The organism is Streptococcus milleri, from assembly GCF_900636525.1.
In the GTDB taxonomy this organism is placed as follows: Bacteria; Bacillota; Bacilli; order Lactobacillales; family Streptococcaceae; genus Streptococcus; species Streptococcus hominis.
In genome coordinates this window covers 1,013,428-1,036,634 of the sequence record NZ_LR134288.1, presented here as the reverse complement: position 1 = coordinate 1,036,634, position 23,207 = coordinate 1,013,428, and the positions used below count along the sequence as shown (strand labels likewise).

At 38.7% G+C, this 23,207-nt stretch carries 26 protein-coding genes and 1 other annotated feature; of the genes, 17 read left to right on the top strand and 9 right to left on the bottom strand.

The window, feature by feature from the left end; all coding sequences use genetic code 11:
• Positions 1 to 4: 4 nt before the first annotated feature.
• The 3 genes from EL087_RS05110 to EL087_RS05100 form a co-directional block, all read right to left on the bottom strand.
• Positions 5 to 1,120, bottom strand: a complete 1,116-nt coding sequence (locus EL087_RS05110) for a cysteine desulfurase family protein (RefSeq protein ID WP_126407226.1) — start codon at positions 1,118 to 1,120, stop codon at positions 5 to 7.
• Between the two features lie 9 nt (positions 1,121 to 1,129).
• Positions 1,130 to 2,089, bottom strand: a complete 960-nt coding sequence (locus EL087_RS05105) for a ribose-phosphate diphosphokinase (protein WP_049533856.1) — start codon at positions 2,087 to 2,089, stop codon at positions 1,130 to 1,132.
• 83 nt (positions 2,090 to 2,172) lie between these two features.
• On the bottom strand, positions 2,173 to 2,733 hold the full coding sequence (locus tag EL087_RS05100; RefSeq protein WP_126407224.1) for a CYTH domain-containing protein: 561 nt from the start codon (positions 2,731 to 2,733) through the stop codon (positions 2,173 to 2,175).
• Between the two features lie 95 nt (positions 2,734 to 2,828).
• On the opposite strand from EL087_RS05100, the gene EL087_RS05095 reads away from it, so the two are divergent.
• The 5 genes from EL087_RS05095 (at position 2,829) to mutY (ending at position 7,413) form a co-directional block, all read left to right on the top strand.
• On the top strand, positions 2,829 to 3,500 hold the full coding sequence (locus tag EL087_RS05095; protein ID WP_003024184.1) for a GTP pyrophosphokinase: 672 nt from the start codon (positions 2,829 to 2,831) through the stop codon (positions 3,498 to 3,500).
• Complete coding sequence (locus tag EL087_RS05090; protein WP_022526149.1) at positions 3,484 to 4,302, top strand: NAD kinase; 819 nt, start codon at positions 3,484 to 3,486, stop codon at positions 4,300 to 4,302. Before EL087_RS05095 ends, EL087_RS05090 begins: the two co-directional genes overlap by 17 nt.
• Entirely contained in the window at positions 4,299 to 5,189 is an 891-nt protein-coding gene (locus EL087_RS05085; protein ID WP_126407221.1) for an RluA family pseudouridine synthase, read from the top strand. The genes EL087_RS05090 and EL087_RS05085 overlap by 4 nt, the downstream gene beginning before the upstream one ends.
• A 10-nt stretch (positions 5,190 to 5,199) precedes the next feature.
• On the top strand, positions 5,200 to 6,177 hold the full coding sequence (gene pta, locus EL087_RS05080; RefSeq protein ID WP_117644404.1) for a phosphate acetyltransferase: 978 nt from the start codon (positions 5,200 to 5,202) through the stop codon (positions 6,175 to 6,177).
• A 66-nt stretch (positions 6,178 to 6,243) separates the two neighbouring features.
• A complete protein-coding gene (gene mutY / locus EL087_RS05075; RefSeq protein WP_126407219.1) occupies positions 6,244 to 7,413 on the top strand; it encodes an A/G-specific adenine glycosylase in 1,170 nt (389 codons plus the stop codon).
• A 115-nt stretch (positions 7,414 to 7,528) separates the two neighbouring features.
• On the opposite strand, the gene EL087_RS05070 is transcribed toward mutY, so the two are convergent.
• The 5 genes from EL087_RS05070 to EL087_RS05050 form a co-directional block, all read right to left on the bottom strand.
• Positions 7,529 to 7,876 (bottom strand): PedC/BrcD family bacteriocin maturation disulfide isomerase, encoded by a 348-nt coding sequence (locus EL087_RS05070; RefSeq protein ID WP_126407217.1) that lies wholly within the window; start codon positions 7,874 to 7,876, stop codon positions 7,529 to 7,531.
• 391 nt (positions 7,877 to 8,267) lie between these two features.
• Positions 8,268 to 9,986 (bottom strand): phospho-sugar mutase, encoded by a 1,719-nt coding sequence (locus EL087_RS05065; RefSeq protein ID WP_126407215.1) that lies wholly within the window; start codon positions 9,984 to 9,986, stop codon positions 8,268 to 8,270.
• 179 nt (positions 9,987 to 10,165) lie between these two features.
• Complete coding sequence (locus EL087_RS05060) at positions 10,166 to 10,729, bottom strand: ECF transporter S component (RefSeq protein WP_126407213.1); 564 nt, start codon at positions 10,727 to 10,729, stop codon at positions 10,166 to 10,168.
• A complete protein-coding gene (gene coaC / locus EL087_RS05055; protein ID WP_126407211.1) occupies positions 10,713 to 11,264 on the bottom strand; it encodes a phosphopantothenoylcysteine decarboxylase in 552 nt (183 codons plus the stop codon). The genes EL087_RS05060 and coaC overlap by 17 nt, the downstream gene beginning before the upstream one ends.
• Positions 11,261 to 11,953 carry a phosphopantothenate--cysteine ligase gene (locus EL087_RS05050; RefSeq protein WP_126407209.1) on the bottom strand — a complete coding sequence of 231 codons (693 nt, stop codon included), beginning with the start codon at positions 11,951 to 11,953 and terminating at the stop codon, positions 11,261 to 11,263. Before EL087_RS05050 ends, coaC begins: the two co-directional genes overlap by 4 nt.
• 137 nt (positions 11,954 to 12,090) lie before the next feature.
• Here EL087_RS05050 and EL087_RS05045 point away from each other — a divergent pair, with 137 nt between their 5' ends.
• The 3 genes from EL087_RS05045 (at position 12,091) to EL087_RS05035 (ending at position 15,062) form a co-directional block, all read left to right on the top strand.
• Positions 12,091 to 13,761, top strand: a complete 1,671-nt coding sequence (locus EL087_RS05045; RefSeq protein ID WP_126407207.1) for a formate--tetrahydrofolate ligase — start codon at positions 12,091 to 12,093, stop codon at positions 13,759 to 13,761.
• A gap of 103 nt (positions 13,762 to 13,864) precedes the next feature.
• Positions 13,865 to 14,407 carry a GNAT family N-acetyltransferase gene (locus EL087_RS05040; RefSeq protein ID WP_126407205.1) on the top strand — a complete coding sequence of 181 codons (543 nt, stop codon included), beginning with the start codon at positions 13,865 to 13,867 and terminating at the stop codon, positions 14,405 to 14,407.
• 1 nt (position 14,408) lies between these two features.
• Complete coding sequence (locus EL087_RS05035; protein WP_126408149.1) at positions 14,409 to 15,062, top strand: DNA alkylation repair protein; 654 nt, start codon at positions 14,409 to 14,411, stop codon at positions 15,060 to 15,062.
• A 194-nt stretch (positions 15,063 to 15,256) separates the two neighbouring features.
• Here EL087_RS05035 and EL087_RS05030 read toward each other — a convergent pair whose 3' ends face one another.
• The gene (locus tag EL087_RS05030; RefSeq protein WP_126407203.1) at positions 15,257 to 15,949 is read right to left on the bottom strand and encodes a YoaK family protein; all 693 of its coding nucleotides are present in this window, start codon (positions 15,947 to 15,949) and stop codon (positions 15,257 to 15,259) included.
• Positions 15,950 to 16,295: 346 nt separating this feature from the next.
• Between EL087_RS05030 and EL087_RS05025 the strand changes: the two genes are divergently transcribed.
• The 9 genes from EL087_RS05025 to EL087_RS04990 all read left to right on the top strand — a co-directional run bounded on the left by EL087_RS05025 (position 16,296) and on the right by EL087_RS04990 (position 23,207).
• The gene (locus tag EL087_RS05025; protein WP_126407201.1) at positions 16,296 to 17,372 is read left to right on the top strand and encodes an aspartate-semialdehyde dehydrogenase; all 1,077 of its coding nucleotides are present in this window, start codon (positions 16,296 to 16,298) and stop codon (positions 17,370 to 17,372) included.
• A 54-nt stretch (positions 17,373 to 17,426) separates the two neighbouring features.
• Positions 17,427 to 18,308: a 4-hydroxy-tetrahydrodipicolinate synthase gene (gene dapA, locus EL087_RS05020; protein WP_126407199.1), complete on the top strand. Its 882-nt coding sequence runs from the start codon at positions 17,427 to 17,429 to the stop codon at positions 18,306 to 18,308.
• Positions 18,309 to 18,599: 291 nt separating this feature from the next.
• A complete protein-coding gene (locus tag EL087_RS09370) occupies positions 18,600 to 18,722 on the top strand; it encodes a MerR family DNA-binding transcriptional regulator (protein ID WP_003042987.1) in 123 nt (40 codons plus the stop codon).
• 436 nt (positions 18,723 to 19,158) lie between these two features.
• Positions 19,159 to 19,452 carry a hypothetical protein gene (locus EL087_RS09365; RefSeq protein ID WP_232008234.1) on the top strand — a complete coding sequence of 98 codons (294 nt, stop codon included), beginning with the start codon at positions 19,159 to 19,161 and terminating at the stop codon, positions 19,450 to 19,452.
• A gap of 145 nt (positions 19,453 to 19,597) precedes the next feature.
• Positions 19,598 to 19,732 (top strand) — a sequence feature (ribosomal protein L10 leader region).
• Between the two features lie 38 nt (positions 19,733 to 19,770).
• Entirely contained in the window at positions 19,771 to 20,271 is a 501-nt protein-coding gene (gene rplJ / locus EL087_RS05010; protein WP_003029380.1) for a 50S ribosomal protein L10, read from the top strand.
• Positions 20,272 to 20,341: 70 nt separating this feature from the next.
• Positions 20,342 to 20,710, top strand: a complete 369-nt coding sequence (gene rplL, locus EL087_RS05005; RefSeq protein WP_003024225.1) for a 50S ribosomal protein L7/L12 — start codon at positions 20,342 to 20,344, stop codon at positions 20,708 to 20,710.
• Positions 20,711 to 20,906: 196 nt separating this feature from the next.
• The gene (gene rimM / locus EL087_RS05000; RefSeq protein ID WP_003042729.1) at positions 20,907 to 21,425 is read left to right on the top strand and encodes a ribosome maturation factor RimM; all 519 of its coding nucleotides are present in this window, start codon (positions 20,907 to 20,909) and stop codon (positions 21,423 to 21,425) included.
• Positions 21,415 to 22,140: a tRNA (guanosine(37)-N1)-methyltransferase TrmD gene (gene trmD / locus EL087_RS04995; protein ID WP_037567355.1), complete on the top strand. Its 726-nt coding sequence runs from the start codon at positions 21,415 to 21,417 to the stop codon at positions 22,138 to 22,140. Before rimM ends, trmD begins: the two co-directional genes overlap by 11 nt.
• 143 nt (positions 22,141 to 22,283) lie before the next feature.
• Complete coding sequence (locus EL087_RS04990; RefSeq protein WP_003042942.1) at positions 22,284 to 23,207, top strand: metal ABC transporter solute-binding protein, Zn/Mn family; 924 nt, start codon at positions 22,284 to 22,286, stop codon at positions 23,205 to 23,207.

Here is a 23,207-nt window from a genome sequence, read left to right as displayed (position 1 = left end):
TATTTTATCCTCCTAAAATTTCTTTTAATGTTGTAGTAAATTGTCGAACTTCTTCTGAAGTATTTTGCTCCGAGAAACTAATGCGAATAGATTCCCTTAAGCGTTCTGAATCGCTACCATAAAAAGCTTTAAGCACATGACTTGGCTCAACCGTTCCGGCCGTACAAGCAGAGCCAGTTGAGATAGAGATTCCAGCCAAGTCTAAACGCATGAGCAATAAATCGTTAGCCTGATTTAGAAAGCCAAGATTTACGACATAGGGAAGTAGGTGTGAATCATTATTTATATAGTAATGGATTCCGTCAAGTTCAGAGAGAAGTTGATGTTTCAAACTTTCAACATGTTCCATGTTTTCTTGGTAGCAATTGAGGCTCTCTTTTAGAGCCGCAACCATACCGGCAATAGCCGCTAAATTCTCAGTTCCTGCACGCCTTTTATCCTCTTGATCTCCACCATGTAAAAATTTGTCAAATTTTACATGATTGAAGTACAAGAAGCCGATGCCTTTTGGACCATGAAATTTATGAGCTGATGCACTCATAAAGTCAATTCCTAGCTCGTCAGGATAGACAGGTAATTTACCTATAACTTGCACAGCATCCACATGATAAGTAGCGGGATGATGTTTCACAACGTCAGCAATTTCTTTGACTGGAAGCATATAGCCTGTTTCATTATTGGCATACATGGTTGAGACAAGTATTGTATCTTCTCGAAGGGCTTCTTTTATCTGTTGAGCCGTAATCTCTCCATTTTTAGGTTGGATATAAGTAGCTTCAAAGCCAAATTTATCCACCAGATATTCAATCGTTTCAAGAACCGAATGATGCTCAATAGCAGTAGTAATAATGTGTTTTCCTTGATCTTGATGGGCCAAGGCATATCCTTTTATGGCTGTATTGTTACTTTCTGTCCCACCAGATGTAAAGATGATATGTTGACTATTAGTATGAAGCAGTTCAGCAAGCTCTTGTCGGACTTCGCGAAGAATTTTGCTAGCAGCTCTTCCGTGACTATGAATGCTAGATGGATTGCCGAAGGTATTTTCCATAACCTGTGTCATAGCAGTAATAGCAGCCTTTGACATGGGAGTTGTTGCTGCATTATCGAAATAAATCAAGATTTCTCCTTATTTCTTTTTATTGTAAGCAAAGAGAGGACTAACTGGTTTTCTTTTATGAATACGAACGATTGCATCTCCGATTAGCTCACTTGCAGTAATGTATTGAACATTTTTCGGAGTTTTTTCTTTGGTTGCAACTGAGTCGGTTACTAGAATTTCTTTGATTGGGGCATTGTCTAACTTTTCAGCAGCTCCCTCAACAAATAAACCATGACTAGAAACTGCATAAATCTCTGTTGCACCTTCACGTTCAACGATTTTTGAAGCTTCCGCAAAGGTACGTCCGGTATTTAAAATATCATCAATGAGAATAGCTTTTTTGCCAGCAACATCTCCGATAATGTATCCTTCGTTACGATGAGAATCGTCTTGTGCATAGTCAATAATCGCAATTGGAGCATCTAAATGTTCTGCTAAGCTTCTAGCACGTTTAACACCAGAGTTTTTGGGACTGACCACAACTACGTCCTCGCCAGACAAGCCTTTTTCGCAGTAATGTTTGGCAAAAAGAGGAACGGTGTAAAGGTTATCAACAGGGATATCAAAGAAGCCTTGAACTTGGACAGCATGCAAATCTAGGGTTAGAACACGATCAACTCCTGCTTTTACCAACATATTTGCTACGAGCTTGGCTGTAATTGGTTCGCGAGGAGCGGCCGTTCGGTCTTGACGAGCATAGCCAAAATATGGCATCACAACATTGACAGAATTAGCGCTGGCGCGATTGCAAGCATCCACCATGATGAGAAGTTCCATCAAATGATTATTGACAGGAAAACTTGTTGATTGAATGATAAATACATCAAAGCCACGCACACTTTCCTCGATGTTTACTTGGATTTCTCCGTCTGAAAATTGACGTGATGAAAGTTTTCCAAGAGGCACACCAGCAGCTTTAGCAATTTTTTCGGCAATATCGTGATTGGAATTTAGTGCAAACAACTTCATCTGTGCTTTATCCGTCAGTATATCCATCATAACTTATTAAGACTCCTTTTGATTTCTACACTCCATTTTATCAAAAAATAAGCAAAATTTCAGCTTTTTATTCATAAGTTTTGAGCAAATCTTGCAACTTTAGGTTTTGCATATTTATAATGGATATGATGAGCTTGTAAAAAGCACTCGAATTGTTCTTTTCCAATTTTAGCATCTGTTACTTCTAGCTCTAATTCGTAGTCTGTTTTGTCAAAATAATGATTTTCATCAAGTGCCATCAAGCCAATAGTAGTCTCTTTTTCATAGCGAATAGTTGTCAAGCTCCCTAGAATCTTTAATTTCTCGAGGTTGATAGCAGCCTGAGTCAGCAGAGTGTGTATTTCTCCTTCAGGTAGCACACATGTATTGATGAGAGTGTGAGACTCTTCTAAAGTGAGAAATTGATTGTATTCCATATTACCGACCTGCTGCGGAATTTTTAAAGTTAATTCGGCACGAGTTTCAAAAGTACGAATCCGAAGTGCCATTTTTGCATCTCGAATTGAAAAGTCGGCTGTGTCAATATAGTAGTTTATCTGCTTGGTAGCTTTTATCTTTGAAAACAGTGGTAACAGCTGTTGGTACTCATTTTTTGTCAGAAGCGTTTTGTATTCAATTTCCAAATGATCCATTTTCCAATCCTTTTCTTTTGTTTGAAAGCGATTTATGTTATAATAAGTATTGTGTTTATTTTATAAAAAATTAAGTAAAATGACAAGGTGAGTGTATGCAATTAGAGTGGGAAGAGTTTCTGGATCCTTATATTCAAGCGGTTGGTGAATTAAAGATCAAACTGCGTGGGATTCGTAAACAGTATCGAAAACAAAAAAAACATTCTCCGATTGAATTTGTAACAGGTCGTGTAAAACCGATAGAAAGTATCAAAGAAAAAATGGCTTTGCGTGGGATTAAAGAGGAAAATCTAGCGCAAGATATGCAAGATATAGCTGGTTTGCGTGTAATGGTTCAATTTGTGGATGACGTAGAAGAAGTTTTGGATGTTTTGCGAAAGCGCCACGACATGCGGATTATCCAGGAGCGAGACTATATTAAAAACCGTAAGGCTAGTGGTTATCGAAGCTACCATGTCATTATTGAATATCCTGTTGATACAATTAATGGCAATAAAATCATTTTAGCAGAAATTCAAATTCGTACTCTGTCCATGAATTTTTGGGCAACGATTGAACATTCTCTGAATTATAAGTATAAAGGAGAATTTCCAGATGAGATTAAGAAACGTTTGGAAATTACAGCAAAAATCGCCTATCAATTAGACGAAGAAATGGGAAAAATTCGCGATGATATTCAAGAGGCACAAGCTTTATTTGACCCAATTAGTCGTAAATTAAATGATGGCGTAGGAAATAGTGACGATACAGATGAAGAATACAGGTAAAAGAATAGGGATTATCAGTAATCGCAGACGGCAAAGTCAAGAACTTTGTCGCCAATTAAAACAAAAATTAAAGCAAAATCATTTTATTTTGAATGATAATAATCCTGATATTGTCATTTCAATCGGTGGCGACGGGATGCTTTTGTCAGCCTTTCACAAATATGAAGATCAGCTAGACAAAGTTCGCTTTGTTGGTGTTCACACAGGACATTTGGGCTTTTATACAGATTATCGAGATTTTGAGTTGGACAAACTAATTGATAATTTAAAATTAGATACGGGCGCAAAGGTGTCCTATCCGATTTTAAATGTTAAAATTTTCCATGGAAATAATGAAATTTGTATAAAGCGTGCATTAAACGAAGCGACAGTCAAGCGTTCTGGACGAACAATGGTCGCTGATATCATTATCAATCAAGTGCATTTTGAGCGCTTTCGTGGTGATGGCATTTCAGTATCAACGCCGACAGGAAGCACAGCTTACAATAAATCGTTGGGCGGAGCTGTTCTCCATCCAACGATTGAAGCTCTTCAGATTGCAGAAGTTGCAAGCTTGAACAATCGTGTGTTTCGGACTTTGGGCTCCTCAATTATCGTTCCTAAGAAAGATAAAATTGAAATTGTGCCGACTTGGAATGATCGACATGCAATTTCGATTGACAATCAAAATTTTATGATTAACAATATTTCTAAAATTGAATTTCAAATTGATCAACATAAGATTAACTTTCTTGCTACACCGAGTCATACTAGTTTTTGGAATCGTGTCAAAGATGCCTTTATCGGCGAGGTGGAGGAATGAGGTTTGAATTTATCGCAGATGAGCATGTTAAAGTCAAAACCTTTCTAAAAAAACAGGAAATTTCCAAAAGTTTACTTGCAAAAATTAAGTTTTCTGGTGGGGATATTCAGGTAAATGGCAAAAAGCAAAATGCCATTTATTTGTTAGATATTGGCGACAAAGTTGCCGTCGATATTCCTGCAGAAGAAGGTTTTGGCAGTTTGCAAGCGGTAGAGAAAGATTTAGAAATTGTCTACGAAGATGCACATTTTTTGATTTTGAACAAGCCAGCAGGCGTGGCCAGCATTCCTAGTGTGAATCATTCCAATACAATGGCCAATTTTGTGAAGGCTTATTATATTGCAAATCATTATGAAAATCAGCAGATTCATATTGTGACTCGTTTAGACCGTGATACGAGTGGTCTGATGTTGTTTGCAAAGCACGGTTATGCTCATGCAAGATTGGACAAGCAGTTGCAAAAGAAAGTCATTGAGAAGCATTATTATGCTTTGGTCAAGGGTTCGGCACCGCTAAAGCCAGAAGGAGATATTATTGCTCCCATAGCGCGTGAAGATAGTAGTATCATTACTCGGTGTGTGGCAAGAAATGGAAAATATGCTCATACGAGTTATAAAGTTTTAGCGCAGTATGATGACATTTATCTCGTGGATATTCACCTTCATACAGGACGGACACACCAGATTCGGGTTCATTTTTCTTATATTGGTTTTCCGCTCTTGGGAGATGATTTATATGGTGGGAGCATGACTGACGGAATAACGCGGCAAGCGCTTCATTGTCATTCATTGCGTTTTTACAATCCATTCCATGAGGAAGTTGTGAATAAATCAAGTCCTCTTCCGGAAGATTTTCAAACAGTCATTCAAAAATTAAGCAATAAGTAAGGAGTAAAACATGAAAATTTTTGAAACAATCCGTGAAACATTGCAAGACAAAGAAGTGAAGATTGTCTTACCAGAAGGTGAAGAACCACGTATTCTTCAAGCTACTAAACGTTTGGTAAAGGAAACAAGTATCACACCTGTTTTATTGGGAAATCCTGAAAAAATTCGTATTTATCTTGAAATTGAAGGTGTGACAGAAGGTTATGAAGTCATTGACCCTCAAAATTGTTCATGCTTTGAAGAAATGGTTGCAGCTTTTGTAGAACGCCGTAAAGGAAAAATCACAGAAGACGAAGCGCGTAAATTATTGAAAGAGGACGTCAATTATTTTGGTGTCATGCTTGTTTATCTTGGTAAAGTGCAAGGTATGGTTTCTGGTGCGATTCATTCTACTGCAAGCACAGTTCGACCAGCTCTTCAAATTATCAAAACCCTTCCTTGGGTTTCTCGTACATCAGGTGCCTTTCTCATGGTTCGCGGTGATGAACGATATGTTTTCAGTGATTGTGCAATCAATATTGACCCAGATGCTAAAACATTAGCAGAAATTGCTATTAACTCTGCCTTGACCGCGCAAATCTTTGACATTGACCCTAAAGTGGCGATGCTGAGCTATTCAACTAAAGGTTCTGGATTCGGTGAAAAGGTTGATAAAGTCGTTGAGGCAACGAAACTTGCGCAAGAAATGCGACCAGATTTGGCTATTGACGGAGAATTACAATTTGATGCAGCTTTTGTGCCTAAAACGGCAGAGTTAAAAGCTCCTGGAAGCAATGTAGCTGGTCAAGCGACTGTCTTTGTATTTCCTAGTATTGAAGCTGGAAATATCAGTTATAAAATGGCAGAGCGCCTCGGTGGCTTCTCAGCAGTCGGTCCTATTTTGCAAGGATTGAACCACCCAGTAAACGACCTTTCCCGTGGATGCAATGCTGATGATGTTTATAAATTAACATTGATTACTGCCAGCCAAGCAGTTGGTCATTATTAGAAAGCCAAGACAGAATCCAGAATTCAAGTTCTGGGTTCTCTTTTTATTTTGTGTTATACTAAAGCTATGTTAGATTTGAAAAAATATGGGATTGAGATGTGGGAGGATGAAAAGATTATCTCTTTTCGCCAAAAATTATTAGCTTGGTATGATGAAAATAAGCGCGATTTACCTTGGCGGAGAAGCAGCAATCCTTATCATATCTGGATTTCAGAAATTATGCTTCAGCAAACACGGGTAGATACGGTTATTCCTTACTATGAGCGTTTTTTAGCCTGGTTTCCGACAATTAAAGATTTAGCAGTGGCTTCAGAAGAACGTTTGCTTAAAGCTTGGGAGGGGCTAGGTTACTATTCGCGAGTACGCAATATGCAACAGGCTGCTCAGCAGATTATGACAGATTTTAGTGGCGAGTTTCCTCACACTTACGAGGAGATTTCTAGTCTGAAAGGAATTGGTCCTTATACAGCAGGAGCTATTGCAAGTATTGCTTTTGGCTTGCCTGAGCCAGCGGTTGATGGGAATGTTATGCGGGTCCTGAGCCGTTTATTTGAGGTGAATTTGGATATTGGTGTCCCTGCTAACCGAAAGGTTTTTCAAGCGATGATGGAAATTCTGATTGACCCCCAAAAACCGGGAGATTTCAACCAAGCTTTGATGGATTTGGGCTCAGATATTGAAGCGCCTGTCAACCCTAGACCTGAGGACAGTCCAGTAAGGGAATTTAGTGCTGCTTACTTACATGGAACAATGGATAGATACCCTATCAAAGCTCCTAAGAAAAAACCTATTCCAGTTTATTTGTATGGTTTGATTATCCAGAATAATCAAGGAGAATTTCTTTTAGAGAAAAATGAAGCAAGCAGTCTTTTATCAGGATTTTGGCACTTTCCTTTGATTGAAGTAGACGAATTTTCGGATGATGAACAGTTATCCCTTTTTGAAGTAGCAGAAAATCAAGTTGCAATTGAATTATCTCCGCAAGAAAGCTTTGAGCAGGATTATGATGTGGTAGTGAATTGGCAGGAGCAAGCTTTTCCGACAATTCAACATGTGTTCAGTCATCGCAAGTGGCAGATTCGTTTGCTTTATGGTCAGGTAGTAAATGCTACGGAAATGCCTAAACAGGAACAAGTTTTATGGTTGCATCCTGATGAATTTGACAACTATCCATTTGCTAAACCTCAGCAAAAGATGTGGCAAGCCTTTCAAAAAGGAAAATTAAAAGGAAATTAAATATTAAGAGACAGGGACGATATGATCCCTGCCTCGTTTGGTGATAGTAAAAAGTTACTGCTTAGTTAGTTTATAATATACTTTGAAGCTGGAAATTTTAATTCCAGCTTCATTTTTATAAGTTAGCGAATGACTTGATTTCCTCAGCCGTCATAGAAGAGTCACAACGGACAGTCACATGACCATTCTCTGTGTGTAAAAATCCTGGCACAGTTGGGATTCCATATTCGGAACGAAAAGCTTGGAGTTCTTCCAGTTCACTAGGTTCCTCACTATTGATAAAGAAAATATGTGCTTGGGTTTCAGCGACAACACTAGCTAGCGTAGTGGCGAATTTACGACAGTAAGGGCACGTTTTACGCCCAATGAAAAAAGTTGCGTTTTCTTTATTTGCAATGGCTTGTCGGGCACGTTCTACAGTCGTGACTTCTAAATCTTTGATATCTTGCGTAAAATTATCCATAAAATAACCTCATTTCTTTTGCTCATTCTAGTATGCCACAAATAGGAAAATAATGCAGAGATTTGAAATAAAATGTAAAATATTGAAAGAGAAGTGAAACAGAACTAGAAACTGAAAATTTTAATTGTCATCCTCTTATCTCAAGACTCCGATATAAAATGTTTCCCAGCTATTTTGTATAGTCTCCCCTGTAACGTTGAGCAAATGTTAAAAAGCGAAAAGACCTTGAGACCTACTTCGAAAGCTCTGTCCGCCATCTTAAAGCAGCATTTGAGCAATTATCTGTCATTTGTTACAAGACAATTTCGAGTCTGAGACACTCTTGTCCCAGACTCGAAGTTTGAATATTGTAGAAGTTAGACTGAGAAATCAAAGCCTTCTTACTTTTTGCTTATTTTACAAAATCATTGATTTCTGCTTCAATTTTTGCAATTTTTGCTTGAGCGTCTTGGCTGGAATTTCCGACAACAGCAATGTAGAATTTGATTTTTGGTTCAGTTCCTGAAGGACGTACAGCAATCCATGAACCATCAGTAAGTGTGTATTTTAATACATCGCTTGGTGGAGTTGTTAATTTCGTTACATCGCCGTCAGAATCAGTAGCAGTTTGTGCTTTGAAATCTTCTGTGACTGCAACAGCAGTAGCGTTAAATTCTTTTGGTGCATTGTCACGGAACTTGCTCATAATAGCTTTGATTTGTTCCGCGCCATCAACACCAGACAGAGTAACTGAAATCGTCTTTTCAGCATAATAACCATATTCTTTGTAGATTTCTTCAATTCCGTCTGCAAGAGTTAAGCCGCGAGAACGGTAGTAAGCTGCAAGCTCAGCTACGACCAAAACAGCTTGGATAGCATCTTTGTCACGTACAAATGGTTTAATCAAGTAGCCAAAGCTTTCTTCAAAGCCCATCATGTAAGTGTGATTGTGTTTTTCTTCAAATTCTTGAATCTTTTCGGCGATAAATTTGAAACCAGTTAAGACATTGAACATGGTTGCGCCGTAGCTTTCAGCAATCTTGGTTACAAGATCGGTAGACACAATGGATTTGCAAAGTGCTGCATTGGCAGGAAGTGTTCCAGCAGTCTTATGCGCTTCAAGGATATACTTAGCCATAATTGCACCGATTTGATTTCCTGAAAGATTGCGGTAGCTGCCGTCTTTTTGGAGAACTTCAACGCCCACACGGTCAGCATCTGGGTCTGTTGCGACAAGGACATCCGCACCAACTTTACGCCCTAATTCTTCAGCGAGAGCGAAAGCAGCTTGGTTTTCTGGATTTGGTGATTTGACGGTGGAGAAGTCTGGATCTGGCACACATTGAGCTTCAACGACTTGAACAGAGTCAAAACCAGCTTGGGCAAATGCTCGGCGTGCTAACATTTCACCTGTACCGTGAAGCGGAGTGTAGACGATTTTCATGTCTTTGCCATATTCGTCAATCAATTGTTGATTGATATTCACGTCTTTTACTTCTTTTAGGTATTCAATATCGACATTTTCACCGATGATTTCAATCAATCCAGATGCTTTTTCGGCTTCAACATCAGCAACTTCAATGGCAAATGGATTTTCGATTGCACGAATATAATCTGTCAAGGCATCAGCATCATGCGGCGGCATTTGCCCCCCATCTTCACCATAGACTTTATAACCATTAAATGGAGCAGGATTGTGGCTAGCAGTAATCATAATTCCAGCAAAAGTTCCTAAATGGCGAACTGCAAATGAAAGTTCTGGTGTTGGACGGAGACTTTCAAATACATAAGATTTAATGCCATGTTTTGCTAAAACAGTAGCAGATTCAAAGGCGAATTCTGGAGAGAAGTGACGAGAGTCGTAAGCGATAGCGACACCGCGTTTTTTGAAATCTTCGCCTTTTTCGTCAATCAAACGTGCTAAACCTTCAGTTGCCTGACGAACGACGTAAATATTGATACGATTCGTACCAGCACCTATCAGACCACGCATACCAGCAGTACCAAATTCAAGATTGGTATAAAAAGCATCTTCTTTTGTTTTTTCATCCATTGAATCCAATTCTTTCCGAAGATAGTCTGGAAGTTCTGCAAAATCAAGCCATTTTTTGAAATTTTCTTGGTAAGTCATTACGAAATCTCCTTTTTAAAATAGGGAAGCTTATGAAAAATCAGTGAAAATAGGAAATGTCATTGACTATTTAATAAAGGAACGAGCATATCCATTTTTCTCAATTTTTCAGCTTTCTGCATTTGTTTAACCGTTTTCATTATAGCATTTTTCCATAAAAAAATCACGTTTTCACGTGATTATTTTCTAACTTTTTCAAGGGCTGGAATAATGGTAACTGTCAGAACCGCAGAAATAATCATTTCAGCTATTGAATTGGTTGAAATGACAGATGCGAGTAAGAGCTGAATATTCCCATTATATACTTTGGAGAATAATAAGAAAATCCCTCCTAAAACAAAAATTGTATTTGTCAACGAACCGACTGTTCCAGCTAAGATAAGTCCGGTCTTATTTTTAAGATATTTATAAACAAAATAAGGAGTGACTCCGATTAAGATTCGTGGAACGAGGGCAATGATGAGCGAATAAATATTCCCATTAGGTACAAACGGGCTAAACAAGTAACTGGTTGGCAAGAGAACAAGTGTGTTCGTAACCAGACTAATGATACCCATTAGCGCCCCTAAAATAGCACCTACCTTTGGTCCATATAAAATACTTGCAATAATAACGGGAATGTGGACAATTGTTGGTTTGATCGGAACAGGGAATAGGTTAAATATTACTGAACTCAATAGATGAATGACGAGCATAATCGCAAAAAAGATAGCAACTTGAGCAATATTAGATTGTTTCTTCATAAATCATTTCCTTTACTTTTTTTATAATTGTTTCTACAGAAGCAAGGGCGCCGATCCCGTGGTCACCACAAGCTAGGACAGTTTCTTTAGGCTGAATGATTTGCCAGCCATATTTTTCTAATTTAGATAGATTTTCTTGAGTGATTGGATTTTCATACATTTTTGTATTCATAGCGGGAGCCAGCACTTTTTTAGCTATTGATGGCAGAGCAAGTGCGGTACTGGTTATCATATTGTCCGCAAAGCCATTGGCTAATTTAGCGATTGTATTGGCAGAAGCAGGTGCAACTAAGAAAAGATCTGTTTGCTTGGCAATTTCAATATGATTGACCTTGTTTGGCGCAGGTTCGTCCATGACATCTGTATGCACTAAATTTTTCGACAATACCTGCAAAGTCAAGGGTGTAATGAAATTTGTAGCTGCTTGAGACATCAGAATAGTCACTTTTAGATTATCTTTTGTAAATTGACTGGTCAAGTCAGCAGCTTTATATGCAGCAATGCTTCCTGTGACAGCTAAAGTAATATGTTTCATAGATTGTCCTTTGTGTGAATGTATGTTACGAGTTGTTGAGCGATTTCCTCTTTGGTGCTGGCTTCTATGACAGAATTTTTTTTGACCAAGTATGCATGATGTTGATTGCTTGAAATATCATACAAGTCATTTGCTACAATTATTTCAGCTTGATTTTTAGCAAGACTGGCACGAGCAACTGTCAGTAATTCTTCCTTAGAAACATCAACTAAGAGTTTAAAACCAATTAGACGGATATTGGGATTCCATTTTTTGACTTGGCTGATAATTTTCGGTGTTTGCTTGAGAAAAAGCACTTGGTATTCATCTTTTGATGAAATCTTCCCTTGTACGTTTGTTTTGTTCAAAAATTCTGTTAAATCCTGTGAAGCAGTGATTTGATCAAAACCTGTCATGTAAATAGGCGTGTAGTCAGAAACGGCCATTGAATGAATCAAAACATCATGAATTTTGACCAAAGACTGCATTGTTTCTAGCAAATCCTGAACATTTTCAATGATTTGAATGGTTAAATTCGGATGAGCAGCAGGTTTGACAGCACTCTGTGTAGTGATTAAGGTGACCTGATCACCTTGTGTTAAAAAACTCTCTGCAATAAGAGCACCAAGTCTTCCTGTTGAGTGATTCGTAATAGAACGAACTTGATCAATTTTTTCGCTTGTTCCGCCAGAAGTAATCAATAGTTTCATAACTAAATTTTACACAAAAAAACTTAATTCGTAAATAGAAAAGACTTTCCCGAACGTTTTTGAGAAGTTTAGCTTTGAAAGTGTTTGTTTTCTTTATTTTTTGGTATAATAATCCTATCAAAACTGGAGGATTCCAAATGAAAACGGATATAGAAATTGCTCAGAGCGTTGACTTACAGCCGATTGCTGATGTAGTGAAGAAAGTTGGAATTGATTACGACGATTTGGAGCTTTACGGTAAATACAAGGCTAAATTGTCTTTTAATAAGATTCAGGAATTACAAAAGAATCCAGTTGGTAAGCTGATTCTGGTAACAGCAATCAATCCAACACCGGCTGGCGAAGGGAAATCGACTATTACTATTGGTTTAGCAGACGCTCTCAACAAAATAGGCAAGAAAACCATGATTGCGATTCGTGAACCATCTCTTGGACCAGTAATGGGAATCAAAGGCGGAGCCGCTGGAGGTGGTTATGCACAGGTTCTACCAATGGAAGACATCAATTTGCATTTCACAGGAGATATGCATGCGATTACCACTGCCAACAATGCCCTTTCTGCTTTAATTGATAATCATTTACATCAAGGAAATGCTCTAGGAATTGACCAACGTCGCATTATCTGGAAGCGCGTGGTAGATCTGAATGACCGTGCTTTGCGGCATGTGACAGTCGGTCTGGGCAGTCCGGTTAATGGAATTCCGCGGGAAGATGGTTTTGATATTACGGTTGCATCTGAAATCATGGCTATTCTCTGTTTAGCGACAAGTATTGAAGACTTGAAAGAACGTCTAGCTAATATCGTTATTGGTTATCGTTATGATCGGACGCCTGTTTATGTTCGAGATTTGGAAATAGAAGGTGCTCTTGCTCTCATCTTGAAAGATGCTATAAAGCCCAATCTAGTACAGACTATTTATGGAACCCCTGCCTTCGTTCACGGTGGACCGTTTGCCAATATTGCTCACGGCTGTAATTCCGTTTTGGCAACGACAACAGCTTTGCATTTGGCGGACTACACGGTGACTGAAGCTGGATTTGGTGCGGATCTAGGGGCTGAAAAATTCCTAGATATCAAAACACCCAATCTTCCGACTGCTCCAGATGTAGTGGTTATTGTTGCAACTCTCAGAGCATTGAAAATGAACGGTGGTGTTGCTAAAGAAGATCTGACAACTGAGAATGTTGAAGCGGTTAAAGCAGGTTTTGCCAACCTCAAACGCCATGTGGGAAATATCCGTAAATTTGGTGTTCCGGTTGTGGTGGCTATCAATGAATTTGTCTCTGATACTGAGGCTGAAATTGCCGTTCTCAAAGAACTTTGCGCAGAGATTGATGTCCCTGTGGAATTGGCTAGTGTTTGGGCAGACGGAGCTGACGGTGGTCTAGCTCTTGCTGAAACTATGGTTAAAACGATTGAAGAGGCTCCTGCTCATTACAGCCGACTCTATGACAACAATCTGTCTATCGAAGAAAAAATCGAGAAAATTGTCAAGGAAATCTATCGTGGAACAAAAGTCAATTTTGAAAAGAAAGCCAAAACTCAAATTTCTCAAATTGTCAAGAACGGTTGGGATAAGCTGCCAATCTGTATGGCCAAGACCCAATATAGTTTTTCAGACAATCCAACGCTTCTGGGAGCGCCAGAAGATTTTGAAATCACTATCCGTGAAGTCGTTCCAAAATTGGGTGCAGGCTTTATTGTCGCCCTGACCGGTGATGTTATGACTATGCCCGGTCTGCCAAAACGCCCAGCAGCCCTCAATATGGACGTAGCAGCAGACGGAACTGCTGTTGGACTATTTTAAAACGAAAAAGGTTCGAGAGAGCCTTTTCTTTTTGAATTTGGCAAAATATACATGGTGATATACTTCATTTTTATGAAAATAATAAGAAGAAAGGAAGGTTCGGATGAACATCAGATTAGCTCATAAAAACGACGCCACTGCTCTTGTAGCTATTTACGCGCCTTATGTGGAGAAAACAGCCATTACTTTTGAGTATGATATTCCGTCGGTAGAGGAATTTTCTGACCGAATTGAGAAGACCTTGGAAAGGTATCCTTATCTGGTGGCAGAAGAAGATGGAGCAATTCTAGGTTATGCTTATGCTTCGACTTATTATGGTCGAGAGGCATACAACTGGGCTGTTGAACTGTCGGTCTATGTAGTTGATGAGAATCGCGGTAGAGGGATTGGGAAGCAGCTTTATGACAAATTGGAAGAAATTCTTGAACAGCAAGGGTTTGTTCATTTTCTAGCTTGTATTGCTCTGCCGAATGACGCTAGTATTTCTTTCCATAAAAAACGTGGTTATCAGCAGGTAGCGCATTTCCCAAAAATCGGCTATAAATTTGGCTGCTGGCATGATACAGTTTGGTTGCAGAAGAGTTTAGATAAACCAGCAAGACCAATTAAATTATTCAAAGATATGAATGTTGAAAGTGAATGGTAATATGAAAGTAGAAGATATTTTCCAAGGATTAAAAGAAGTAGCAAACCCTGAAGATGCTATTCACATGAAAGCATACATGAAAGACCAGTTCGAGTTTTTAGGGGTCAAAACACCTGTTAGACGAAAGCTTTCCAAGGTATTTTTTAAGAAAAATAGCAGCCCTGCAATTGATTGGAAATTTATCCATCAGGCTTGGGACAATCCCTATCGTGAAATGCAATATGTGGTGCTGGATTATTTGCAACTGAAACAAAAAGCTTTGACACCAAGCGATTTGCCAAAGATAAAGAAATTAGCACAAACAAAGCCATGGTGGGACACAATTGACTTTTTGTGTCGCTCGGTAGGCTATATTAGTTTGCATTATCCTGAGACAAAGAAAATAGTATTAGATTGGAGCAGGGATAAAGATTTCTGGTTGCGCCGAATTGCTATCGAGCATCAATTGCTTCAAAAAGAAGAAACGGATGTCCAGCTGCTGGAGCAAATCCTGATTAATAATCTTAATCAAACCGAGTTTTTCATCAATAAGGCCATCGGCTGGGCTCTGCGAGACTACTCTAAAACCAATCCCGACTGGGTGCTGGAGTTTATCGAAAAATACAAGGATAAACTGAGCAAACTCAGCATTAAAGAAGGAAGCAAGTATTTGTGAGATTGATAGATGAGGAAGTTTTTCCATCAGTAGTTAAAAACTGATGAAGAGGATTGATAAATGAAATATCGCAGGCAAGTATTGATGAACTAGCAAAAACCGAACCAATTCTCTTTGTGAGCATTACCCAAGAGGATTGGTTCGGTTTTTTGTCTTACTTAGTTCCTAGTTTGTTTTTCGATTTTCATTGAGTGTTAGATATTTTTTTGCTCTAAGTGATGTATATGATTGTATCTGGTATAATGAATGATAATAATCGTCAAAATAGTGGTGACTGTCCAGATAGCGTATTGGTGAATGAAGCGTGTGAGAAAACCAGTAAAAACAGCACCGCCGATGAAACTAGCGACAATCATAGAGTAATTAGCCGCTTGCCTTCTAATAATATGTCTACGGTCTTTAAAACGAATATACTCATACCAAGCAGTGACCATTCTCCGATAGTTTCCTGAAGTCATCATAATCATATAGGGATAAGACTCGATTTTTGAGCCTGTATAAGTTAGCATGACCATTCCGGTAGAGGTTGCAAGCAATATCACCCAGATAAAATAATGAGAATGAAAGAAAGGAAAGAGGAAAGTCGTGAGAGTCAATGGTAAGACCCCCCAAGTACGCCAATGTGAACTTTGCGCCCGTTCCTTAAGTAGAATACCGAAGACAAAGCCACAGGTAAAAAAGATAAGCGAAAGGATACGGTAAGCAGTCTTTACGGTTGGTCCATCCCAATCGGCTACGATTAAAAGAATATTCCCTGTTTGGGTTGCGATTAGCGTACTAAATTGCATATGCGAGAAAACATCAAGGCAGCCACCTACAGCACCAAGTAAGAGGGCCATTGTTCGCCTATCTTGAGGCATGGGGACAGGCTGTTTCATAGTATCCATAACTTCATCCTCCTAAAGACTATTTTACTCTTTTAAGGCACCAATTTCAAATATGGATAAGCTAAAAAATCTCTCATAAAAAATAGTTTGACTTTTAGGATTTTCTATAGTAGAATGCTAGATATGCGATGAGTCGATAAGTGGCGCAAGCCACATATTGAGCATGGGAGGTCATATACGCAGGAGCGGACCTTGATGAGTTGTGTGAACCTGCTCATCACACGAAAGTGCCCTCAATCCCTACTTTTTAGTGGGGATTTTTTTCTTATAAGTCTTTTCAATTCTTTAGAAAAGTAGTATAATACCAGCAATACACAAATTTTTTGAAAATTCAGAGAGGTATGTTATGGGATATACAGTTGCTGTGGTTGGTGCTACAGGTGCCGTTGGAGCTCAAATGATTAAAATGCTGGAAGAATCAAGTCTTCCAATTGAGAAAGTACGCTACTTGGCTTCAGCTCGTTCTGCTGGGAAAGTTTTGAAATTCAAAGACCAAGACATCACAATTGAAGAAACAACGGAAACTACCTTTGAAGGTGTAGATATCGCTCTCTTTTCAGCAGGCGGTTCAACGTCTGCCAAGTATGCTCCTTACGCTGTCAAAGCAGGAGCTGTTGTCGTTGACAATACCTCTCATTTCCGTCTGAATCCTGATGTTCCATTAGTTGTGCCGGAGGTCAATGCCCATGCACTTGATGCTCATAACGGAATTATTGCCTGTCCTAACTGTTCCACCATCCAGATGATGGTGGCGCTGGAACCTGTTCGTCAGAAATGGGGCTTGGAGCGCATTATCGTATCGACCTATCAAGCTGTGTCCGGTGCTGGTATGGGAGCTATTCTTGAGACTCAACGCGAACTGCGTGAGGTCTTAAATGACGGAGTCAATCCGTGTGATGTCAAGGCTGAGATTTTGCCTTCCGGCGGTGACAAGAAACACTATCCGATTGCTTTTAATGCTCTTCCTCAAATCGATGTCTTTACGGACAATGACTACACCTACGAAGAGATGAAGATGACCAATGAAACCAAGAAGATCATGGAAGATGACACGATTGCGGTTTCTGCTACTTGTGTTCGTATCCCTGTTCTTTCAGCGCACTCAGAGTCTGTCTACATCGAGACAAAAGAAGTAGCACCCATCGCAGAGGTCAAAGCAGCTATTGCGAACTTCCCAGGAGCAGTATTAGAGGATGATGTTGCTCATCAAGTCTACCCTCAAGCTGTCAATGCTGTCGGAAAACGCGAGACATTCGTGGGACGAATTCGCAAGGATTTGGACGCTGAAAAAGGCATCCATATGTGGGTGGTTTCAGACAATCTGCTTAAAGGTGCTGCTTGGAATTCTGTTCAAATCGCTGAGACTTTGCATGAACGTGGCTTGGTGCATCCAACAGCAGAGGTCATTTTCGAATTGAAGTAAAATGTGAGATAATATTCGTATAGTTGTATTTTGCAAGCTAGGAGGACGAGGTTTATGTCTATAGAAGATTTAAAAAAAGCAAGAATCATAACAGCACTTGTAACACCGTTTAAAGAGGACGGTAGCATTAACTTTGAGGCTCTTCCTAAGCTGATTGAACACCTTCTAGCGCATCATACAGAAGGATTGATTATCGTAGGAACGACAGGCGAAAGCCCAACTCTGACGCATGAAGAGGAGCTGGAATTATTTGCAGTAGTTCAAAAGATTGTAAAAGGGCGAGTTCCGCTGATAGCCGGAATTGGTACAAATGATACTCGAGATTCAGTTGAATTCGCGCGTGAAGTTGACAAATTTGGTGGTTTTGCTGCCGGACTTGCAGTGACTCCTTATTATAACAAACCGACTCAAGAAGGTCTATATCAGCATTATAAAGCGATTGCGGAAGCTTCAAATCTGCCAGTCATCGTTTATAATGTTCCTAGCCGAACGGTTGCTGGTTTGACAGTAGAAACTTCCTTGCGCTTGGCGCAGTTGCCAAATATTATTGCTATCAAAGACTGTACGGGTATAGATACTCTTACTCATTTGGTTGAAAATGCGCCACAGGACTTTCTAATTTATACTGGGGAAGACGGACAAGCTTTTCATGCAAAGGCAATTGGAGCACAGGGTGTTATATCTGTTGCGGCTCATACCAATGGTGATGATTTTTATGAAATGTTTTCAGCCTTAGATGAGGGCAATCTGAAAAAAGCTGCTCAGATTCAACGTCAGCTGTTACCAAAAATAGAAGCTCTCTTTTCTGTGACAAGCCCAGCACCACTTAAAGCTGTGCTAAATTCTCAAGGATTTGAAGTCGGACCACTCCGCCTCCCGCTTGTTGCCTGTACAGAGAAAGAAAAAGCCTCTATTCTTCCATTTTTTGAAGATTGAAATAAGCATTTTAGATTTCTAAAAAGTCGTAAAGATATTGTCAAAATTTATTGTGAAGTAGTTAATTTTTTCATTACGGAGGACTTTGGCATCTAATGCCTTTGATGAGGATGATTGCTGTTATTTGTATTCCTGTAAAGGCTTATTTACCAGTGATTCTGTTGAGATTTCAGTTGGATGTCTCCATTAATTATGTTTTTCATCACCAGATATTACGAGAAAATATTAAATAAAGGGCTTGACCTGTTTGTTAGGGTCTGGTATATCATTTAATTGAGGAGGTGGTGCATCATGTTGAGAAATGAAATTCAAAATAAAACTGGTTTGACCAGAAAAGCAATTGAGTACTACGAGGAAAAAGGATTGATTAAGCCTTTGAAATCAGAAAATGGTTATCGAGATTATAGCGAATAAGACATGAAAATCTTGAGTAAGATATCTTTATTTAGAAAAGTTGGGCTTAGTATATCTGAGATAAAAGAATGTTTATCTTCAAACGGAAATTCATTATCTTCCATACTTAGAAGAAAACAACATCAGCTGGATATTGAACAAAAGAGGAAAGAGATTATTAAGCCAATCGTTAAGAAAGAAAGCTAGACTCTTATTGATGATAAGATAGCTTTGATTGAAGCAGAAGAAAGTATTTATGAGAGATTAGAAAAAAACATTTCCAGGATATTTTGGGCAATTAATTTTTTCTGCATGCCAGTCATTTTTGAATGAACATTTAAGAGAGGATGGAAAAGAAGCTTATAAAAAATTTGTTAACTATCTAGATAGCCTTCCTTCTTTTAACCTTAGTAAAGAATAACAAGATTATATTGAAGAAGTAAGCTCTGCTTTTGATATGAAAGTATTAAAAGAAGTTAATGCGTCAAAAATTGAAGCAATAGAAAATGCCGAAAAGTGGCTAACAGAAAATAAGAATATTATAGCTCAATATCAAGATTATAAAAATAGCGACAATTATAAAAATAGTCCTATGAAAACAATTCAAGATAAATTACAAACGTTTATGTTAGACAATAAATATTATGAAATAGCAATTCCACTAATAAGGAAATTTAGTAAGAGTTATGATCAGTATTACAAAAAAATGCTTATTGCAAACGATCAATATTTGAATGCCAGAGCGTTATAAGAGTATAAGGCATCTACTCCGAGTGAGCTGGTACTTTTTTCAAAAATTTAATGTATCTGCTTACCCCAAAGGATAGATCTCCGCTCTAGCTATAAAAAATTATCAAAAACTCTTGCAATCTTTTTTTTCTTATGTTACAATCATTAATGGTTTGAAAAAACTGCCTAAGACAGTAGGGGAGCTCGACTCATAAAGATCCTACCGAGGACAAAACGGATCATGTAAAAGAAACGTATTGTACTTTCGTGTCTAGGTTTGGGCGCGTTTTTCTTTTGGAAAAATTCCCCAAGCAAAATAATTACGGAGGTGAAACACTAAATGAGTGAAGCAAGTATTGCTAAAAAAGCGGAACTAGTTGATGTAGTTGCTGAAAAAATGAAAGCAGCTGCAAGTATCGTTGTTGTGGATGCTCGTGGTCTTACAGTTGAACAAGACACAGTTCTTCGTCGTAATCTTCGTGGAAGCGAAGTTGAGTATAAAGTCATTAAAAACTCAATCTTACGTCGTGCAGCTGAAAAAGCTGGACTTGAAGGCCTTGCTGATGCTTTTGTTGGACCGTCTGCTGTTGCATTTTCAAATGAAGATGTTGTAGCACCAGCAAAAATCATCAATGATTTTACTAAAGAAGCTGATGCACTTGAAATTAAAGGTGGAGCTATTGAAGGTGCGGTTGCATCTAAAGAAGAAATTGTTGCTCTTGCAACTCTTCCAAACCGCGAAGGACTTCTATCTATGCTACTATCTGTACTTCAAGCGCCAGTTCGCAACGTTGCTCTCGCAGTCAAAGCTGTTGCAGACAACAAAGAAGAAGCGGCTTAATGTTAAGTTGCGCGTAGCCTATGCTACAAACTAATTTTAAACTAATGAAATATATTTGGAGGAAATAACAATGGCATTGAACATTGAAAATATTATTGCTGAAATTAAAGAAGCTTCAATCCTTGAATTGAACGACCTTGTAAAAGCTATCGAAGAAGAATTTGGTGTAACTGCAGCTGCTCCTGTAGCTGTAGCTGCTGCTGGTGCTGGTGAAGCTGCCGCTGCGAAAGATTCATTTGATGTTGAATTGACTGCAGCAGGCGACAAGAAAGTCGGCGTTATCAAAGCTGTTCGTGAAATTACAGGTCTTGGTCTTAAAGAAGCTAAAGAATTGGTTGACGGAGCACCAACTGTTGTTAAAGAAGGTGTTGCAACTGCAGAAGCTGAAGAAATCAAAACTAAATTGGAAGAAGCTGGAGCTTCAGTTACTCTTAAATAATAGAGTACCGCAATTTGATTGCGGAAGCCTAATAAATCAAGGTTTTAAGGTTGCTTAAGGCGATTTAAAATTAGAGGAATGATGTCATTCCCCAATGACCCTACTAAGGATTTATCTTGGTGGGGTTTTTGTTTTCTTGAGAATTCCCTTTATTCATGATAGAATAAATAGGATAATGCTAGTATTTGGAGAGAAAATGAACTATTATAATGTTGGAAAAATTGTAAATACGCAAGGTTTGCAAGGTGAAATGCGTGTACTATCGGTGACGGATTTTGCAGAGGAACGTTTTAAAAAGGGAAGTATGTTGGCCCTTTTTGATAAGAAAGATAATTTTGTCATGAATGTGGAAATTGCCAGTCATCGTAAGATGAAAAATTTTGATATTATCAAATTCAAAGGAATGTACCATATCAATGACATTGAGAAATATCGTGATTTTACTTTGAAAGTGGCTGAAGAAGATTTATCGGATTTAGATGAGGGCGAATTTTATTATCATGAAATTATTGGCTTAAATGTTTATGAACAGGATATTTTGATTGGAACCATTAAAGAAATTTTGCAGCCCGGTGCCAATGATGTCTGGGTGGTAAAGCGCAAAGGCAAGCGTGATTTACTCTTGCCTTATATTCCGCCTGTTGTATTGAATATTGATCTTGAAAATAATCGAGTAGATGTGGAAATTCCGGAAGGGCTGGATGATGAAGATTGATATTTTAACATTATTTCCGGAGATGTTTGCCCCGCTGGAGCATTCAATAGTTGGTAAGGCGCGCGAAAAAGGATTACTAGAGATTCACTATCATAATTTTCGAGAAAATGCAGAGAAATCACGGCATGTTGATGACGAGCCTTATGGGGGCGGTCAGGGAATGCTGCTCAGAGCGCAACCAATTTTTGATGCTTATGATGCGATTGAGAAAAAACAGCCACGGGTTATTTTGTTAGATCCCGCTGGTCGAACGTTTGATCAAGCCTATGCGGAAGAGCTTTCCCAAGAAGAAGAATTGATTTTTATTTGTGGACATTATGAAGGTTATGATGAGCGGATTAAAAGTTTGGTGACAGACGAAATCTCGCTTGGAGACTATGTTTTGACCGGTGGAGAATTGGCTGCCATGACGATGATCGATGCGACGGTACGGCTGATTCCTGAAGTTCTTGGTAAGGAAGCCAGTCATACTGATGATAGTTTTTCATCAGGGCTTTTAGAATATCCTCAATATACTCGCCCGTATGATTTTCGTGGAATGGTTGTGCCAGATATTTTGATGAGTGGTCATCATGAAAATATCCGAAAATGGCGTCTGTATGAGAGTTTGAAAAAGACTTACGAGCGTCGTCCAGATTTGCTAGAAAAATATGAGTTCACAGCAGAAGAAGCTGAAATGCTGGAAGAGATTCGTAAAGAAAAAAGCGATTGGTAAGAGTAAAAGTTTTCTAATGTTATTTAGAAAGCTTTTTTATTATTGTTAAAAAAACAGATAAAAAATTCTTGACAGCTAATTTCTATCATGGTATCATATTAACCAGTTAATGAACTGGTTAAACACTAGTTAAGGAGTGATATATGAAATTAAGGAAATATTTATTTTCTATTTTTGTGGCAGGACTGGTTTTGATTTTGACGGCGTGCGGTGCAGGTAGCAAAAAGCAGAGCAAGGGAATGAAAATTGTAACAAGTTTTTACCCGATTTATGCCATGGTTAAAGAAGTGTCTGGGGATTTGAATGATGTTCGGATGATTCAGTCAAGCACGGGAATTCATTCTTTTGAGCCATCGGCGAATGATGTAGCTGCTATCTATGATGCGGATGTCTTTGTTTACCATTCTCATACACTAGAGTCATGGGCAGGAAAATTGGATCCAAATCTAAAAAAATCTAAAGCGAAGGTACTTGAAGCTTCAGAAGGGATGAAGCTGGAGCGTGTGCCGGGATTAGAAGATGTAACTGCTGGTGAAGGAGTGGATGAAAAGACTCTTTACGATCCACATACGTGGTTAGATCCAGAAAAAGTGGCAGAAGAAGCGCAAATCATCGCTGATAAACTTTCGAAGATTGATAGTAAAAATAAAGAGATCTATCAAAAAAATGCGAAAGAGCTGGCAGCTAAGGCAAAAGAGTTGACTAAAAAATATCAGCCGATTTTCAAAGCAGCGAAACAAAAAACGTTTGTGACGCAGCATACGGCCTTTTCTTACTTGGCAAAGCGATTTGGATTGACCCAATTGGGGATTGCTGGGATTTCACCAGAACAAGAACCAAGTCCGCGCCAACTGACGGAAATCGAAGAGTTTGTGAAACAATACAAGGTCAAAACAATTTTCGTGGAAAGTAATGCTTCATCAAAAGTTGCGAAAACTTTGGTCAAATCTACAGGCGTTAAACTAAAACAATTAAATCCTTTGGAAGCTGATCCGCAAAATAATCATACTTATCTTGAAAATCTAGAAGCCAATCTAGCGACATTGGCAAAAGAATTGAAAAAATGA